The sequence below is a fragment of the Dechloromonas hortensis genome (genome assembly GCF_009469765.1).
In the GTDB taxonomy this organism is placed as follows: domain Bacteria; phylum Pseudomonadota; class Gammaproteobacteria; order Burkholderiales; family Rhodocyclaceae; genus Azonexus; species Azonexus hortensis.
This window is the reverse complement of sequence record NZ_SSSQ01000021.1, coordinates 1-17,006: the sequence shown is the minus strand read 5'-3', so window position 1 is coordinate 17,006 and position 17,006 is coordinate 1. Positions and strand designations below refer to the sequence as shown.

The window sequence follows — 17,006 nt, the reverse complement described above, 5'->3', positions numbered from 1 at the left end:
TTATATACATGAATACAAATCTGTTTCCCCGGCTGGTTTTTGCCCTTTTGATGCTGTCGACCGCCGCCCTCGCCGCCGAGGGGCTGCCGCTGGTTGTCGTCAAGCCGCATGCGGTCGATTTGACCTTTCCCGCCGAGTCGCTGGTCGAGGCGGTGCAGCAGGCGACGGTCGGCGCCCAAGTGGCCGGCCGGGTCCTCGAAGTGAAGGCCGATGCCGGGCAGAGCGTCAGGAAAGGCGAATTGCTGATGCGCATCGATGCCCGCGAAGCGGAAGAGGCGGCCCGTGCGGCCGAGGCGCAATACGCCAACGCCAAGGTCAATTACGAGCGGACGAAAAACCTGGTCGCCCAGAAATTCATGAGTTCAGCCACGCTCGACAAGGCCCGCGCCGACTTCGATTCGGCCGGGGCCAACCGGGCTGCGGCCGGGGCCAGCCAAAGCCATGCCAGCATCGTTTCGCCGATGAACGGCATTGTCGCCCGGCGGCATGCCGAAATGGGCGACATGGCGACGCCGGGCAAGCCGCTGTTCACCATTTATGAGCCGGGTGGCCTGCGCGTCACGGCCAGCGTGCCGCAGTACCGATTGCAGGATATGCGCCGGGTGACGACAGCGCGCGTCGAGTTTCCGGAACTGGGCAAGTGGGTGGCGGCGACGGCGGTCAAGCTGTTGCCGACGGCCGACGCGACGACCCATGTCTCGCAGGTGCGGGTCAGCTTGCCGGAGGTGCCGGAAGCGACGCCGGGCATGTTCGCCCGCGTTCATTTCGTCATCGGCCAGGCCGAGAAGCTGACCGTGCCGGCCGCTGCCGTGTTGCGCCGCGGCGAAGTCGCCGCCGTCTATGTGCAAACGGCCGACGGCCGCCTGAGCCTGCGCCAGTTGCGTCTGGGCGATGCCGTCGGGCAGGGCGAGATCGAAGTGCTGGCCGGACTGGTCGCCGGCGACCAGGTGGTAACCGACCCGGTCAAGGCCGGTATCCAAATGAAGGCTGGCAAGTAGGTCATGGCCCGCTCAGTTAGTTCGCTCGGTATTGCCGGGCGCATTGCCGCCGCTTTCCAGACTTCGCGGATGACCCCGCTGCTGGCGCTGGTCGCCTTTCTGATGGGGATTTTCGCGACGCTGGTGACGCCGCGCGAGGAAGAGCCGCAGATCGACGTGACGATGGCCGATGTGCTGGTCGCCTTTCCCGGCGCCTCGGCCAAGGATGTCGAAAATCTCGTCGCCCGCCCGGCCGAGCAGGTGCTGTCGCGCATGCATGGCGTCGAGCACGTGTACTCGATGGCGCGGCCCGGCATGGCGGTGATTACCGTGCAGTTCGATGTCGGCATCAAATACAACGATGCGGTGCTCCGCCTCTACGACACCGTGCATTCGCACCGCGACTGGCTGCCGCCCAATCTCGGCGTCCAGGAGCCGGTCATCAAGCCGCGCGGTATCGACGATGTGCCGATCGTTTCGCTGACTTTCTGGACCCGCGACCCGGGCCGTTCGGCCTTCGAGTTGCAACAGGTGGCGCGCGCCGTCGAGATCGAACTGAAGCGGATCAAGGGGACGCGCGACGTGTCGACCATCGGTGGCCCGGACCACGCCATCCGCGTGCTGATGGATGCCGAACGGATGAACGCCTATGCGGTGACGCCGCAGGATATCGCCGCCGCGCTGAAAGTATCGAACGCGCTTCAGTCGTCGGGCAGCCTGACCGCCGGCAATCGCGAGGTGCTGGTCCAGACCGGGACTTATCTCGAGTCGGCCAGCGATGTGAAGCAACTGGTTGTTGCCGTGCGTGGCGAGGGCGGCAACCGCAAGCCGGTGTTTCTCAGCGACCTGGCGACGGTGCAGGATGGTCCGGACCAGCCCAAGGCCTATGCCTGGTACGGCAGCAAGGAAGGCGAATTCCCGGCCGTGACCATGCAATTGTCGAAGCAGCCGGGGGTCAATGCGGCCGATGTGGCGACGGCTGCGGTGGACCGCATTGAAAGCCTGAAAAACACCGTGATTCCGGAAGGCGTCGAAGTCACCGTGACGCGCAATTATGGCGAGACGGCAACCGAAAAGGCGCAGAAACTGATCGGCAAACTGATCTTCGCCACTGCCTTTGTCGTGCTGCTGGTTTTCTTCGCGCTCGGCAAGCGCGAGGCGGTGATCGTCGGCGTCGCCGTCACCCTGACCCTGGCGGCGACGCTGTTCGCCTCCTGGGCCTGGGGCTTCACGCTGAACCGGGTGTCACTGTTCGCACTGATCTTCTCGATCGGTATCCTGGTCGATGACGCCATCGTCGTCGTCGAGAACATTCATCGCTGGCAGGGCTTGTATCCGGACAAGACGCTGCTTGAAATCATTCCCGGTGCCGTCGATGAAGTCGGCGGCCCGACCATCCTGGCGACGCTGACGGTGATCGCCGCGCTGTTGCCGATGGCTTTTGTCAGCGGCCTGATGGGCCCGTACATGAGCCCGATCCCGATCAATTCGTCGATGGGCATGGCCATTTCGCTGGCCGTGGCCTTTATCGTGACGCCCTGGCTGGCTGCGAAGCTGATGAAATCGCATGGCCAGGCGAGCGGCGTGTCGCAAGTCTCGAAGCTCGACGCCAGGCTCGACAACACCTTCCGCAAGCTGCTGACGCCCTTCCTCGACCCGGTCAGGGGCGGTGCCATGCGTTTCCGGCTGGCCGTCACCGTCGTCCTGCTCATTCTCGGTTCGGTGTCGCTGGCCTACTTCCAGTTGGTCGTGCTGAAGATGCTGCCCTTCGACAACAAGAGCGAATTCCAGATCATCGTCGATCTGCCGGTCGGCACGCCGCTCGAGGAAACCGCGCGCGTGCTGCACGAAATCGGCAGCGAGCTGGCCGGCGAACCCGACGTCGTCAATTACCAGGCCTATGCCGGTACGGCCAGCCCGATCAATTTCAACGGCCTGGTCCGTCAGTACTACCTGCGCGCCGCGCCGGAAAAGGGCGACATCCAGGTCAATCTGGCCGACAAGCAGCATCGTGCGCGGCAGAGCCACCAGATCGCCGTCTCACTGCGCGAACGCATCGAGGCCATCGGCAAGAAGAACGGCGGCGTCGCCAAGGTCGTCGAAGTGCCGCCGGGGCCGCCGGTGATTTCGCCCATCGTCGCCGAAATCTATGGGCCGGACATGAAGGGCCAGATGGCGGTCGGCAAGCAGGTGCGGGCCGCCTTCGCCAACACGGCCGATATCGTTGCGGTGGACGACTATATCGAGGCCGATTCGCGCAAGGCCGTGCTGCATGTGCTGCAAAGCAAGGCGGCGCTGCTCGGCGTGGCGCAGAGCGACATCGTCGAGGTGGTCAGCATGGGCCTGGCCGGCCAGGATGTGACGCCGGCCCGCAATACCGAAGCGAAGTTCGAAATCCCGGTCCGTATCACGCTGCCGGCCGAGAAGCAGTCGTCGCTCGATGCCTTGCTGAAATTGCGCGTCCGGGCCCGTGACGGCCAGTTGATCCCGGTGTCGGAAGTGGTCGAAGTGCGCGATCTGGCCCGCGAGAAAGCGATCTACCACAAGGATCTGCTGCCGGTCGTCTATGTCGTCGGCGACATGGGTGGCCAGCTCGATTCGCCGCTCTACGGCATGTTCGACATCCGCCGCCAGATCAACGGCATGGCGCTGCCGGAGGGCGGCAGGCTCGGCGAATGGTTCATCCGCCAGCCGCCAGATCCCTATGCCGGCTACAGCGTCAAATGGGACGGCGAGTGGCAGGTGACCTACGAAACCTTCCGCGACATGGGTATCGCCTACGCGGTCGGCTTGATTCTGATCTACCTGCTGGTCGTCGCCCACTTCGGTAGCTACCTGGTGCCGCTGATCATCATGGCGCCGATCCCGCTGACCATCATCGGCGTCATGCCCGGCCATGCGCTGTTCGGTTCGCAATTCACCGCCACCTCGATGATCGGCATGATCGCGCTGGCCGGCATCATCGTCCGCAACTCGATTCTGCTGGTCGATTTCATCAAGCAACAGGTCGCCGCCGGCATGGACTTTCACGATGCGGTGATCCAGTCGGCGGCGGTGCGTGCCAAGCCGATCGCGCTGACCGCGCTGGCCGCCATGCTCGGCGCGCTGTTCATCCTCGACGACCCGATTTTCAACGGCCTGGCCCTCAGCCTGATCTTCGGCATCCTGGTGTCGACCCTGCTGACCCTGGTCGTCATCCCGGTTCTTTATTTCTCGGCTTTCCGGAAGGAACATCAATCATGACCACCGAACGCATCATCCGCATCATGGCCGGCGCTTTTGTCCTCATCTCGCTGGCGCTGGGCATCGAAGAGAGTCCGCTGTTTGTTTCGAAGTGGTTTCTCGCGTTTACCGCTTTTGTCGGTTTAAATTTGCTGCAAAGTGGTTTCACCGGTTTTTGCCCGCCGGAGAAACTGTTAACAAAACTGGGCGTCAAGAAGAGCGATGGTGGTGGCTGTTGCAGCTAAGCAATTGTTGAATAATTGCGTTGGATCAGTTGCTTGGCTTGCGGTGTTTTGCCTGTCGCATATGCAATAAGGTTATTCCATGCAACTGTGAATTTTTGCACTGAAACATTGTTGTGCCTCAGTTACACTCCCGGCCCACAAATTCGAATTTAGCAGTTTTTGGGGTCGTTTCAATCTTGATGCACAACCCGGCTATCGCTGGCCGAAAACTCGTTATGGTAGCGCTCGGCGCAATCGCCCTGGTCTGGTCGGTGGTCGCCTATGGCCTGCTGGCCGCCTATCCGCCTGCCGGCCAGCCGGGCCTCGAGGCCGGAGCAAGCTTGCCGGCCATCTCCTGGGTGCCGCTGCTCACCGCCAGCCTGTTTTCCATTTTTGTCCTGGTCGGCCTGCAGACCTTGCGGCGCAGTCTGCGCCTGGCTGGCGAGCAGATCGAACTGCATCGCAAGATCATTCACCATGCGTCCGAAGCGGTGCTGGTGATCGATGCCGCTCAGCGCATCCTTGCGGTCAACCCGGCATTCGAGCAGCTTTCCGGTTACACCACGGCTGAAATCATCGGCCAGTCTTGCGAACTGCTGTGCTCCGAGCGCAACGGCCCGGATTTCTACACAAAGCTGTGGTCCGGCCTGGCCGAAACCGGTCAATGGGAAGGCGAAATCTGGGGGCGCAGCAAGAATGGCGAGCTGTTTCCGCGCCTGCTTCGGCTCAACGCGGTCTGCGAGGGCGATGCGCCGACCCATTACGTCGCCGTCTTCTCCGACATCAGTGCCCAGAAGGCGCAGGAAGCGCGCATTGAATATCTGGCCCATCACGACCCACTGACCGGCCTGCCCAACCGTGTTGCGCTCGGCAACTACTTCGAGCGGGCGCTGAGTGCGGCACGCGACAACGGCAGCCAACTGGCCGTGCTGATCATCGACCTCGACAACTTCAAGATGGTCAACGATTCGCTCGGCCATCATGCCGGCGACCGCCTGCTGTGCGAAGTAGCCCGCCGCCTGTTGCTGGTGGCGGGAGAATTCGACCAGGTGATCCGGCTGGGCGGCGACGAGTTCGTGCTGCTGCTGGAAAACATTCCCAATACCGATGTCGTGCTGACCAATGTCCAGGCACTGATGAAGGCGGTCAGCGAGACCTGCGAGATTGACGGTCACCCGCTGCACACCAGCTTGTCGATCGGTATCAGCCTGTTCCCGGGCGACGGTGATACGCCGGAAGCGCTGATGCGCAATGCCGATACCGCGATGTATTACGCCAAGGCCAACGGCCGCAACAAATACCAGTTCTTCGCCGCGCCGATGAATGCGGCGGCCAACAAGCGGCTGCATCTGGAAAGCGAGTTGTGGGAGGCGCTGGCCAATAACGAGTTGCTGCTCCATTACCAGCCGCAGCTCGATCTGCCGAGCGGCCGCATCGTCGGCGTCGAGGCGCTGGTGCGCTGGCAGCACCCCAAGCTGGGCATGATTCCACCGGCCGATTTCATTCCGGTCGCCGAAGATAGCGGCCTGATCCTGCCGCTCGGCCACTGGGTCCTGCTCACCGCCTGTCGGCAGGCCAAGGCCTGGCTCGATGCCGGCATCGACATGGGCGAAATCGCCGTCAATATTTCCGCCTACCAGTTCCGCCAGCCGGAATTCGCCCAGTCGGTGCGCGCCGTGCTGGCCGAGTCCGGTTTGCCGGCCGAGCGCCTGGAGCTGGAAATTACCGAAAGCACCATCATGCACAGTGCCGACTCATCGGTGACGACGCTGGAAGAATTGAAGGCGATGGGCGTCAAGCTGGCGGTAGACGATTTCGGCACCGGCTATTCCTCGCTCTCCTATCTGCGCCGTTTCCCGATCGATCGCCTGAAGATCGACCGCAGCTTCGTCGCCGACATGGAGTCCGATGCCGACGCCGCCTCGCTGGTTGCCTCGATCATCGCCCTCGGCGGCTCGCTCGGCCTGCGCCTGGTGGCCGAAGGCGTCGAGAACTCGGCCCAGGTCAGCTCGCTGCGCGATATGGCTTGCGAACGTGTCCAGGGCTTCCATTTCTGCCGGCCGATGCCGGCCGAAGGCGTCGTCGATATGCTCAATTCCCTCCGCCCAGGGACCGCGCCGGACTGATTCAGCCGGCCGGACTTGACCGCCGCTCGGGGCAGCCCGAGAATTTCAAGCTCATCGACTTGGAGTCCAGCATGAAAATTGCCTTTCTCGGCCTCGGCATCATGGGGCGCCCGATGGCGCTCAACCTTCTCAAGGGTGGCCATGATGTCACCGTCTGGGCGCGCCGCGCCGAATCCATGCTGCCCTTGCAGGAAGCCGGCGCCGACACGGCGACCAGCCCGGCCGAGGCGGTGCGTGGCGCCGAACTGGTCATCTCGATGGTGGCGGATGCCCCCGACGTGCTCGACGTGCTGCGCCAGGCCGCGCCGGGCGCATCAGCCGGGCTGGTTGCGGTCGATATGAGCACCATCGCGCCGGCCGCCGCCCGCAATATTCACGATGAACTGGCCGCGCTGGGAATCGACTTCATGGACGCCCCGGTTTCCGGCGGCGAGGTCGGGGCGATTGCCGGCACCCTGTCGATCATGGCCGGCGGCAGCGAGGCGGCCTTCGCCCGCGCCCAGCCGGCCTTCGAGTGCATGGGCAAGAATATCGTCCACGTCGGCGGCAGCGGCGCCGGGCAGGTAACCAAGGCAGCCAACCAGATCGTCACCGGCATGGGCGTGCTGGCGGTGGCTGAGGCCTTTGCTTTTGCTGCCAAAAACGGGGTCGACCGCAGCAAGGTGCGCGAGGCGTTACTGGGTGGCTTTGCCTATTCGAAAATTCTCGAAAACCACGGCCAGCGCATGCTCGACCGTAATTTCAAGCCGGGTTTCAAGAGCTGGATGCACGAGAAGGATCTGAATATCGTGATGCAGACCGCGCATGAGCTCGGCCTCTGCCTGCCCGGTTCGGCAGCGACGGCGCAGATGTTCAACGCCATGGTCGGCTCCGGCCTGGGCGAGGAAGACTCGATCGCCGTGTTGAAACTGCTTGAACGGCTGTCGGGACAGGCATGAAAGTCGGCTTCATCGGTCTGGGCGTGATGGGGCGGCCGATGGCGCTGCACTTGCAGCGGGCCGGCCACGAACTGCACGTCTGGGCCCGTCGGCCAGCCAGCCTGGAAGGTCTGGCCGCCACGGTCTGTGCAACGCCGGCCGAACTCGGCCGGCAGTGCGAGGTGGTGTTCACGGTGATTACGTCAAGCGCCGATGTCGAGGCCGTCGCCTTGGGGCCGGATGGCTTGAGCGCGGGCATGGCGGCGGGCAGCGTGCTGGTCGACTGTTCGACCATCGCGCCGGATGTGGAGCGACGGATCGCCGCCCGCCTGGGCGAACAGGGCATCCACATGCTCGACGCGCCGGTCTCCGGCGGCGCCCAGGGCGCCATTGACGCGACGCTGGCGATCATGGCCGGCGGCGAGGCTGCGGTCCTCGAACGGGTGCGCCCGCTGCTCGCCTGCCTCGGTCAGCGCATTGTCCATATCGGTCCGAATGGCGCCGGCCAGGTCGCCAAGGCCTGCAACCAGATGATCATGGTCGCCGCCATCCAGGCCACGGCCGAGGCCATGCGCCTCGCCGCCGCGGCCGGCGTCGATTGCGCCAGGGTCAAGCAGGCGCTGGCCGGCGGCTCGGCCGCCTCGCGCGTGCTCGACGTGATGGGCGAGCGCATGGTAAAACGCGATTTTGCGGCCGGCATTGAAGCCCGCCTGCATCACAAGGATTTCGGCCTGGTGCGCGAAGCGGCGCGCCAAAGCGGGGTGCCGATGCCGTTGACCGCAGCGGTCGACCAACAGTTGAATTCATTGATGGCGCAGGGCTGGGGGCGGGACGATACGGCCTCCTTGCTGCGCGTGCTGGAACTTGCATGAGCCAGATTGCCCAGCTTTCCGAAGCTGAAATCGAAGAGCGTTTTCATATTGCCGGCCGGATTCCGATCCAGTTCATGCTGCTTGGCTTTGCCAAGGAGCGTGATTCGTTTGCGGTGCAGTTCAATGCCGGGAAAGAATCTTTCCTGACTACCTTGCTCGCCGTCGAACCGGCCAGCGGGCGGCTCGTTTTCGACTGCAGCGGCAGCAGCGAAACCAACCGGCGCTTGCTCGGCAGCGAGCGCACGGTCTTTGTTGGCCGACCGGGCGGCATCCACGTGCAGTTCTCGAGCGGGCCGGCCCGCGAGATCAATTACGAGGGCGGCAAGGCATTTGCCGTCGATTTACCGAAGACTCTGGTCCGTTTGCAGCGGCGCGAGTATTTCCGCATCGAGACGCCGCGCGTCAAGCCGCTGCAATGTATCGCCAGCCGGCCGGGCAGTGCGGCGCTCAATCTGTCGGCGCACGACATTTCGGTATCCGGCATCGGCCTCAGCGTCGCCAGCCTGCCCGAGGGCCTGCAACTCGGCGACGAATTGCCCAGTTGCCGATGCAAGCTGCCGGATGACACCAACGAGCTTTCCTTCGCGGCCAGCGTGCACCACATGACCGAACTGGAAGCGCGCAGCGGCAGCCGCCACTGGCGCATCGGCCTGGCCTTCAAGAACCTGCCGGCCGGCGCCGAAAACCGCATCCAGCGCTATATCGCCCGCATCGAGCGCGAACGGCACGAATTGAGCTGAGGCGCCGGCTCAGCCGGCCCGAGCGATACGCTTGAGCGGCTTTTCCGGCGGTGTTGTCCCGTCTGTTGCCGTAGCGCGGGCCCGCAACTGGCCGCAGCCGCCATCGACATCCTGCCCGGCCGAGTTGCGCAGGCGGGCGAGGATGCCGCTCTGGTGCAGGCGGCCGGCCAGCTGGCTGGCGCGTTCCCAGGACGGGCGCTCGAATCCCAAGCCTTCGTTGCTGTTGTAGGGAATGAAGTTCATCATCGCGTACTTGCCCTTGAGCAGCCGGATGATGCCTTCGACTTCCTCGTCGCTGTCGTTGATGCCGGCGAGCAGCGTCCATTGGTACTGGATCGGGTAGCCGGTACGGCGCGCGTAGTCTTCGCCCAGGTCGACCAGTTCGTCGGGGTCGATGCGCGGCGCTTTCGGCAGCAACTTGGTGCGCAGCTCGGCCTTGGTCGTGTGCAGCGACAGCGCCAGCGCCGGCTTGACCGGACCTTGCGGCAGCCGTTCGAAGGCGCGGCGGTCGCCGACCGTCGAGAAGACCAGATTCTTGTGGCCGATGCCGGCCACCGTGCCGAGCGTTTCGATCGCTTCCATGACGTTGTCGAGATTGTGCGAAGGTTCGCCCATGCCCATGAAGACGACGCGCGTCACCTTGCGCAGGCGGCGGGCCAGCACCACCTGGGCGACGATTTCGGCGCTGCCGACCTGGCGCAGCAGGCCTTCCTGGCCGGTCATGCAGAACAGGCAGCCGACCGCGCAGCCGACCTGGGTCGAGACACAGAGGCCGTCACGCGGCAGCAACACGCTTTCGACGGTCTGGCCGTCGGCCAGTTCAACCAGCAGGCGGGCCGAGCCGTCTTCACCGGGGTGTTCCGAGCGCAGGCGGGCCAGGCCGTCGAGCTGGCCGGTCAGCGCCGGCAGCAGCTGGCGCACGGCGAGCGGCAGGAAGTCCTCGGCCTTGCGGTGGCGGGTGTCGAGGCCGACGTTCTGGGTCCAGGCGCGCAGCACGCGCTCTTCATGGCAGGTCTTGGCGCCGGCAGCGCGTAGCTGCTGGCGGATTTCTTCGAGGCGCATCAGGCTTCTGGCGGTATGTCGCTGCAGGTGTCGCAGCGGTGGATCTCGATCGTCGCATGGACGATCTCTTCGTGAATGGCGAGTTGCTGGCGGATGTCGAGCGGCTGCAGGCCCTCGTCGTGGGTCAGCACGCTGAGGGCGCAGGCATAGGCGCCGCCGCCGACGCGCCAGACGTGCAGGTCGGTCAGTTCGGTCTGGCCGGCGGCCGGCAACTGGGCGATGACCTCGCGGATTTCCTCGACCACCGGGTGGTCCATCTCGCGGTCGAGCAGCACGCGGCCGGATTGCAGCAGCAGGTTCTTGGCCCACAGCGCGACCAGTACCGCGCCGACCAGGCCCATCGCTGGATCGAGCCAGGCCCAGCCATAGAACCAGCCGCCGAGCAGGGCGACGATGGCGAGCACCGAGGTCGCGGCATCGGTGATGACGTGGATGTAGGCCGCCTTCAGGTTGAGGTCTTCGTGGGCGTGCGCATGCTCGTGGTCGTGATGGTGGTGGGCATGACCATGGTCGTGCCCGTGGCCTTCATGCGAATGGCCAAGAATCAGGGCGCAGGCCAGGTTGACTGCCAGACCAAGCACCGCCACCGCAATCGCTTCCGGGTAGTGGATGGTTTGCGGCGACCACAGGCGTTCGAGCGAGCCGACCACCATCATGCCGGCGACGCCGAGCAAGGCGATGGCGCTGGTGTAGCTGGCCAGGATCTCGATTTTCCAGGTGCCGAAGGCGAAGCTCGGGTCGGCCGCGTACTTGCGCGCTGCGCCGTAGGCGAAGGCGGCGAGGCCGATGGCCAGCGCGTGCGAGCTCATGTGCCAGCCATCGGCGATCAGGGCCATCGAGTTGTACCACCAACCGGCAACGATCTCGACGAACATGGTGGCGACGGTGATCCACATTACCAGGCGGGTGCCGCGCTCGGCGGCCGGATTGCCGGCACTGAATTGATGGTTGTGCAGCCAGCGGGAAAGGTCGTGTTTCATTGTTGGCCGTAGCCGGCGAATTTTTGCAGTACGGCTGCCATCTCATCGGTCGACAACAGTACCGGCTGGCCGAGCTGGCAGGCGCGCCAGTATTGCTCGCACAGTTCTTCGAGTTCGACGGCCAGGGCCAGCGCCTCGTCGAGGTCGCGGCCGGCGACGAGCAGGCCGTGGTTGGCGAGCAGGCAGGCCTTGCGTTGTTGCATGGCGCTCATTGCTGCGGTGGACAGTTCCGCGGAGCCAAAAATGGCGTAGTCGGCGCAGCGGATGCTGTCGCCGCCGAAGCGGGCGATCATGTAGTGGAAGGCCGGAATATCGCAGCGCAGGCAGGCCAGGCTGACGGCAAACGGCGAATGGGCGTGCAGTACGGCGCCGACTTCCGGCCGGGCGGCGTACAGATCGCGATGGAAGCGCCATTCCGACGACGGCTTGCGGCGGCCCTGGTGCGAACCGTCGAGTGCCATCAGCGGGATGTCGTCGGCGACCAGTTGTTCGTAGCGCATGCCGGTCGGCGTGATGTAGAAGCTGTCGCCGCTGCGCACGCTGACATTGCCCGAGGTGCCGCGATTGAGGCCGGCCGGACCCATCGCGCAGGCGGTGGCGATCAGTTGCTGGCGGGGCTCAGACACCGGCTTCTTCCGGGTAGAGGCCGAGCAGGCCGTCGCGGCTGGCTGGGCAGACGCCGCGTTCGGTGATCAGCGCGGTAATCAGGCGGGCCGGGGTGACGTCGAAAGCCGGATTGACCACGGCTTCCCTGGCCGGCAACTGGTGCAGCGCCGACGGCACGCCGCGCGAGTCGAGGCCGTGCACGAGGCGGAATTCGTCGCCGTCGCGTTCCTCGATCGGGATGTGCTGGCCGCCGGGTAGGTCGAAATCGACGGTTGAGCGCGGCGCGGCGACGTAGAAAGGGACGCCGTTATCGGCACAGGCCAGACCCTTGAGGTAAGTGCCCACTTTGTTGGCGGCGTCGCCATTGCTGGCGATGCGGTCGGCGCCGACGATCACGGCATCGACCTTGCCTTGCTGGAGCAGGATGCCGGCCGCGTTGTCGGCGATCAGCGTGTGCGGCACGCCGTGCTGGGCCAGTTCCCAGGCGGTGAGCAGGCCCTGGTTGCGCGGCCGGGTTTCCGAGACCCAGACATGGACCGGCAGGCCGGCGTCGTAGGCGGCATAGACCGGGGCGAGCGCGGTGCCGCCATCGACGGTGGCCAGCCAGCCGGCATTGCAGTGGGTCATGATGTTCAGCGTCGTGCCGTGGCGGCGCGTCACCTGGCGGAGCAGGCCCAGGCCGTGCTGGCCGATGGCGGCGTTCTGCGCGACATCCTCCTCGGCAATCGCCGCAGCTTCGGCCCAGGCCGCAGCGCAACGCTGCTCGGCGGGGAGTTCGCTCAACAAGCGGGACATCCGGGTCAGCGCCCAGTGCAGGTTGACGGCAGTCGGCCGGGTTTTCCACAGCAGGTCGACCGCGGCATTCAGTTGTGCGTCGTCGGCCTGCTCGTTCAAGGCGATGGCCAGTCCGTAGGCGGCGGTGGCACCGATCAGCGGCGCACCACGGACCTGCATGGCGCGAATGGCGTGCGCCGCTTCGTCGAGCGTGCTGACGCGCGCCCAGTGCAGCACGTGCGGCAGGCGGGCCTGGTCGATGATGTCGATACAGCGCTGCGCCGGGTGGGCGCGCAGGCTGGGGGTGGGAATGCCGTCAATGTTCATGTCTGGTGGGGCGGGGAAGCCATCAATGGAAGGGACGCGCTGGCGCCATGCTCGACATTTTACCGCCCGGCGCCGGCAAGGAAGCACGAACTCGATGATTGGGGCTGCCGCCTGGTACGGGATTTGCACCGGAAGGCAGGGGCAAAGCGCCCGCTCGCCAAAAATCAATAATGCCTGCGGGGATGGCCGCCGGCAGCCAATCAGGAGGCAGCAGCATGTTTTCATTCTTTCGTTCGCCGGCACAGGCAGCGACGCACCAGCCGCTCCCGGCCGCCGTACGCGGCCGTTTCAATGCCGAGCGTTTGCCGGCCGGTGCCGCCGAACTGGGCCTGCCGGCCGGCGCCGGCGGCCTGTTCATCGGCTTCGTGCCGCCTTACGCCAATTTTCAGGGGGTTGCCGAAGGCCTCCAGCGGGTGCTGGGCAGTGGGCCGACCTTTGCTGCGCTTTCCTCCACCGGCGCCCTGTGCAGCGGCGGCGCCTCGACCTATTGCGGCGCCGGGGCGCATGACCGCGAAGGTAGTTTTCTGTGGCTTTCCGATGAAATCGTCGAGCGCAGCGAAGTGTTCACTATCGATTTAAAGGTCGGGCAGGGGACAACCGTCGGCGAGCGGGTGAGCAGAATTGCGCAGGAATTGAACAGTGTTCAACCTTCCTTCCCGATCAGTGCACAGGACTGCTTCGCGCTGGTCTTCTGTGATGGGCTGTCGGCCTCGGAAGGTTTCCTGATGCGCGCCTGGTACGAGAGCCAGCGCTTTCCCTGTCTGGCGGTCGGCGGCTCGGCCGGCGGCAAGCTTGATTTTTCGGCGACCTACATGCACGACGGCCAACGCGTGCTGAGCGGGCGGGCGATGCTGGTCTTCTGCAAGGTGCGCAAGGGCATTCGCTTTTCACCGTTCAAGACGCAGAATTTCGTGCCGGCCGGCAAGAGCTGGCTGGTCGCCGAGGCCGACCCGGTGGCCCGCACCGTGAGCAGCGTATTCACTGCGGACGGCCGGACGCAGGGTTTCCTGCCGGCGCTGGCGGCGCATTTCCGCTGCACCGAAGGCGAGGTCGAGAAACACCTGGCCGGCCACACCTTCGCCGTTTCGGTCAATGACGAGATGTTCATCCGCTCGGTTGCCGCGCTCGGTGCCGACAAGACCAGCTTCTTCTGCGACATCGAGTTCGGCGACTGCCTGCATCTGCTCAAAGTGACCGATTTCATCGCCACCACGCAGCGCGACTGGCAGCAGTTCCTTGTCGGCAAGGGGGCGCCGGTGGCGATGCTGCTCAACGACTGCGTGCTGCGCCGGCTGGGCAACCCGGAATTGCTCGGGCGGGCCGACTTCTTCGCCGAGACGCCGGCCGCCGGCTTCTCGACCTTTGGCGAAATCCTCGGCATTCCGATCAACCAGACGCTGTCGGCGCTGGTCTTCTTCCGCGAAAGCGATGGCTACGGCGATCCCTTCATGAGCGCCTTCCCGGTGCACTACGCCGGGTTTTCGAGCCATTACGCGCAGCGCGCGCTGCAGCGCTGGGTCACGCTGAACGGCATGCAGCGCGGCATGGTCGAGCAGGTGCTGGTCTATGAACGTACCGTGCAGCCGGTAGTCGATACGCTGCCCTCGCTTGCCGCCGGCTTCCGCCAGCAGGCCGAGACGCTGAGCCGGGCGCTGGCGCTGATGGCCGATGTCGGCGCCGCGGCGAAAGATTCGCAGCATTCGCAGGCCAGCCTGGGCAGCGGGCTCGACGATCTGGAACGGCTGTCGAAGGCGATCGGCTCGATTACCGGCGGCATCAGCGCCATTGCCGATCAGACCAACCTGCTCGCCCTCAATGCGGCGATCGAGGCGGCGCGGGCCGGCGAGGCCGGGCGCGGCTTCGCGGTGGTCGCCGACGAAGTGCGCAAGCTGGCGCAGTCGGCCAAGCATCAGGCCGATGCGACGGCGTCGAGCATTCAGGAGGCGGTGCGCACGATCAGCGGCATCCGCCAGATCGCCCACGCCACGCTGGCCTCGATCGACGGCCTGATCGCCAAGAGCGAACAGGCTGCCGGCCAGATCGAGCAGATGACCAGCGATGCGGCGCGCGAACATCGCCAGGTGACGAACAGCCTGAGCAATGTCGATGAACTGAGCCGCGGCATGGCGACGCTGAACGAACTGCTCGGCCGGCTGGAGCATCTGCAGGGGATGGCGGCCAAGCTCTGAGCGAGGTTTTCGCGAGGGCTTGTCCGGCGGCCGGCGATGCCGCAAGATCTGCCTCTTTTGACAGGTCGACCGCCGCCATGGACAGTTCAATCCGCATCGCTTCCCGTTTTCCCGACATGGGGACGACCATCTTCACCGTCATGTCGCGGCTGGCTGCCGAGTGCGGCGCGGTGAATCTGTCGCAGGGCTTCCCTGATTTCCAGGCCGAGCCGGTATTGTTCGAGGCCATGCACCGCCACATGCTGGCCGGGCGCAACCAATACGCGCCGATGGCTGGCCTGCCGGAACTGCGCCAGGCCATCGTGGACAAAGTGGCGGCGCTCTACGGGCCGCGTTTCGATGTTGAGTCCGAAGTGACGGTGACGGCCGGCGCAACGCAGGCCATCTTCACAGCGATTGCCGCCTTCGTCCGGCCGGGCGACGAGGTGATCGTCTTCGAGCCGGTCTATGACTCCTATGTGCCGGCCATCGAAACAGTCGGCGGCAAGGCGGTTTTCGCGCAATTGCAATTCCCCGACTACGCGCCGGACTGGGCGCAGGTCGAGCGGCTGATTTCGCCGAAAACGCGGATGATCATCGTCAATTCGCCGCACAACCCGACCGGCAGCCTGCTCAGCGCGGCCGACCTGGACCAACTGGCCGAACTGGTCAGGGGAACGGACATCGTCATCCTCTCCGATGAGGTCTACGAGCACATCCTGTTCGACGGCGAACAGCACGCCAGCCTGTGCGGCCACCCCGAACTGGCGCAACGCAGCATCGTCGTTTCCAGCTTCGGCAAGACCTACCATATCACCGGCTGGAAAATCGGCTACGTCGTCGGCCCGGCGGCGCTGATGGCGGAGTTCCGCAAGGTGCACCAGTTCAACGTGTTCACCGTGCATGCGCCGTCGCAACTGGCGATTGCCGAATACATGCAGGACGCTTCGCGCCATCTCGGCCTGGCCGCCTTCTATCAGGAAAAGCGCGACTTCTTCCGCCGCCTGCTGGCCGAGACGCCCTTCGAACTGCTGCCCTGTCGCGGCACCTATTTCCAACTGGCCAGCTATGCCGGGCTGTCCGACCTGCCGGATCGCCAGTTCGCCGAATGGATGACCCGCGAAGTCGGCGTCGCGGTGATCCCGGTCTCGGTCTTCTATGCCGACGGGCGCGATGACAGCGTCGTCCGTTTCTGCTTCGCCAAGCAGGAGGCGACCTTGCGCGCCGCCGCCGAGCGCCTGTGTAAAGCTTTTGTGAAGCCGCGTTAAATAATGCATGCCAGCTTGACGCTGGCGTATGCTGACGCGAATAATTCCGTCACCCAATAATAGTCAACAGAGGACAACACCATGAGCATGCTGCAGGAATTCAAGGAATTTGCCGTCAAGGGCAACGCAATGGATCTGGCGGTCGGCGTCATCATCGGCGGCGCCTTCGGCAAGATCGTCGATTCCATCGTCGGCGACCTGATCATGCCGCTGGTCAGCCGCATCGTCGGCAAGCTCGACTTCTCCAACCTGTTCGTCGTCCTTGGCGACAACCCGGGCAACCTGACGGCGCTGGCCGAACTCAAGAAGGCCGGCATCCCGGTCTTCGCCTACGGCTCCTTCCTGACCATCCTGGTCAATTTCATCATTCTCGCCTTCATCATTTTCATCATGATCAAGCAGATGAACCGCCTGCGCGCGCCAGCCCCGACCGCCGAACCGGAAGTCCCGCCGACGCCGGAAGACATCACGCTGCTGCGCGAGATTCGCGATTCGCTTAAGAAGTAGGTTTTCTTCCAACGATAAAAAAGCCGCTGTTCAGCGGCTTTTTTTTGTGCCCGGTACGCTATCGGTAGTGGTTGAGCCAAGCCACAAAAATCACCAACATCAGCCAATAGCCGAGGCTCCTTGGGTTCTTTTTTTGCTCAGTTGTTGCGTCCGGCCATGTTATTTATTCTCGGCCAAAACATATCGCATGCCAACTGACTGCTCCTGGCTGACTTGGGTCGAAATTATTGCAATGC

13 protein-coding genes and 1 pseudogene are annotated in these 17,006 nt (G+C 64.6%); 10 read left to right on the top strand and 4 right to left on the bottom strand.

Going from position 1 to position 17,006, the window contains the following annotated elements; all coding sequences use genetic code 11:
* The first annotated feature begins 8 nt into the window (after nucleotides 1–8).
* The 7 genes from GH663_RS20340 (at nucleotide 9) to GH663_RS20310 (ending at nucleotide 9,078) form a co-directional block, all read left to right on the top strand.
* A complete protein-coding gene (locus tag GH663_RS20340) occupies nucleotides 9–998 on the top strand; it encodes an efflux RND transporter periplasmic adaptor subunit (protein ID WP_246181664.1) in 990 nt (329 codons plus the stop codon).
* A gap of 3 nt (nucleotides 999–1,001) precedes the next feature.
* Nucleotides 1,002–4,220 carry an efflux RND transporter permease subunit gene (locus tag GH663_RS20335; RefSeq protein WP_153133418.1) on the top strand — a complete coding sequence of 1,073 codons (3,219 nt, stop codon included), beginning with the start codon at nucleotides 1,002–1,004 and terminating at the stop codon, nucleotides 4,218–4,220.
* A complete protein-coding gene (locus GH663_RS20330; RefSeq protein ID WP_153133417.1) occupies nucleotides 4,217–4,444 on the top strand; it encodes a YgaP family membrane protein in 228 nt (75 codons plus the stop codon). The genes GH663_RS20335 and GH663_RS20330 overlap by 4 nt, the downstream gene beginning before the upstream one ends.
* Before the next feature lie 215 nt (nucleotides 4,445–4,659).
* A complete protein-coding gene (locus tag GH663_RS20325; protein ID WP_170291469.1) occupies nucleotides 4,660–6,549 on the top strand; it encodes a putative bifunctional diguanylate cyclase/phosphodiesterase in 1,890 nt (629 codons plus the stop codon).
* A gap of 71 nt (nucleotides 6,550–6,620) precedes the next feature.
* The gene (locus GH663_RS20320) at nucleotides 6,621–7,487 is read left to right on the top strand and encodes an NAD(P)-dependent oxidoreductase (protein WP_153133415.1); all 867 of its coding nucleotides are present in this window, start codon (nucleotides 6,621–6,623) and stop codon (nucleotides 7,485–7,487) included.
* Nucleotides 7,484–8,338, top strand: coding sequence for an NAD(P)-dependent oxidoreductase (locus tag GH663_RS20315; RefSeq protein ID WP_153133414.1), 855 nt, complete (start codon nucleotides 7,484–7,486; stop codon nucleotides 8,336–8,338). The genes GH663_RS20320 and GH663_RS20315 overlap by 4 nt, the downstream gene beginning before the upstream one ends.
* Nucleotides 8,335–9,078 (top strand): flagellar brake protein, encoded by a 744-nt coding sequence (locus GH663_RS20310; protein ID WP_153133413.1) that lies wholly within the window; start codon nucleotides 8,335–8,337, stop codon nucleotides 9,076–9,078. Before GH663_RS20315 ends, GH663_RS20310 begins: the two co-directional genes overlap by 4 nt.
* 9 nt (nucleotides 9,079–9,087) lie before the next feature.
* Here the strand turns inward: GH663_RS20310 and GH663_RS20305 are convergent, their stop codons facing one another.
* Genes GH663_RS20305 through mtnA form a run of 4 tightly spaced genes read right to left on the bottom strand, consistent with a single transcriptional unit; the run spans nucleotide 9,088 to nucleotide 12,827 of the window.
* Nucleotides 9,088–10,140, bottom strand: coding sequence for an RNA methyltransferase (locus tag GH663_RS20305; protein WP_153133412.1), 1,053 nt, complete (start codon nucleotides 10,138–10,140; stop codon nucleotides 9,088–9,090).
* Complete coding sequence (gene dmeF, locus GH663_RS20300) at nucleotides 10,140–11,120, bottom strand: CDF family Co(II)/Ni(II) efflux transporter DmeF (protein WP_153133411.1); 981 nt, start codon at nucleotides 11,118–11,120, stop codon at nucleotides 10,140–10,142. Before dmeF ends, GH663_RS20305 begins: the two co-directional genes overlap by 1 nt.
* Nucleotides 11,117–11,746 (bottom strand): class II aldolase/adducin family protein, encoded by a 630-nt coding sequence (locus GH663_RS20295; protein WP_153133410.1) that lies wholly within the window; start codon nucleotides 11,744–11,746, stop codon nucleotides 11,117–11,119. Before GH663_RS20295 ends, dmeF begins: the two co-directional genes overlap by 4 nt.
* On the bottom strand, nucleotides 11,739–12,827 hold the full coding sequence (gene mtnA, locus GH663_RS20290) for an S-methyl-5-thioribose-1-phosphate isomerase (protein WP_153133409.1): 1,089 nt from the start codon (nucleotides 12,825–12,827) through the stop codon (nucleotides 11,739–11,741). The genes GH663_RS20295 and mtnA overlap by 8 nt, the downstream gene beginning before the upstream one ends.
* A 362-nt stretch (nucleotides 12,828–13,189) precedes the next feature.
* Here mtnA and GH663_RS21505 point away from each other — a divergent pair.
* The 3 genes and pseudogenes from GH663_RS21505 to mscL all read left to right on the top strand — a co-directional run.
* Nucleotides 13,190–15,016: pseudogene (locus tag GH663_RS21505) on the top strand (methyl-accepting chemotaxis protein); the annotation flags it as partial.
* Nucleotides 15,017–15,093: 77 nt separating this feature from the next.
* On the top strand, nucleotides 15,094–16,263 hold the full coding sequence (locus GH663_RS20280) for a pyridoxal phosphate-dependent aminotransferase (RefSeq protein ID WP_153133407.1): 1,170 nt from the start codon (nucleotides 15,094–15,096) through the stop codon (nucleotides 16,261–16,263).
* Nucleotides 16,264–16,344: 81 nt separating this feature from the next.
* Entirely contained in the window at nucleotides 16,345–16,770 is a 426-nt protein-coding gene (mscL, locus tag GH663_RS20275) for a large conductance mechanosensitive channel protein MscL (protein WP_153133406.1), read from the top strand.
* The last annotated feature ends 236 nt before the right edge of the window (nucleotides 16,771–17,006 follow it).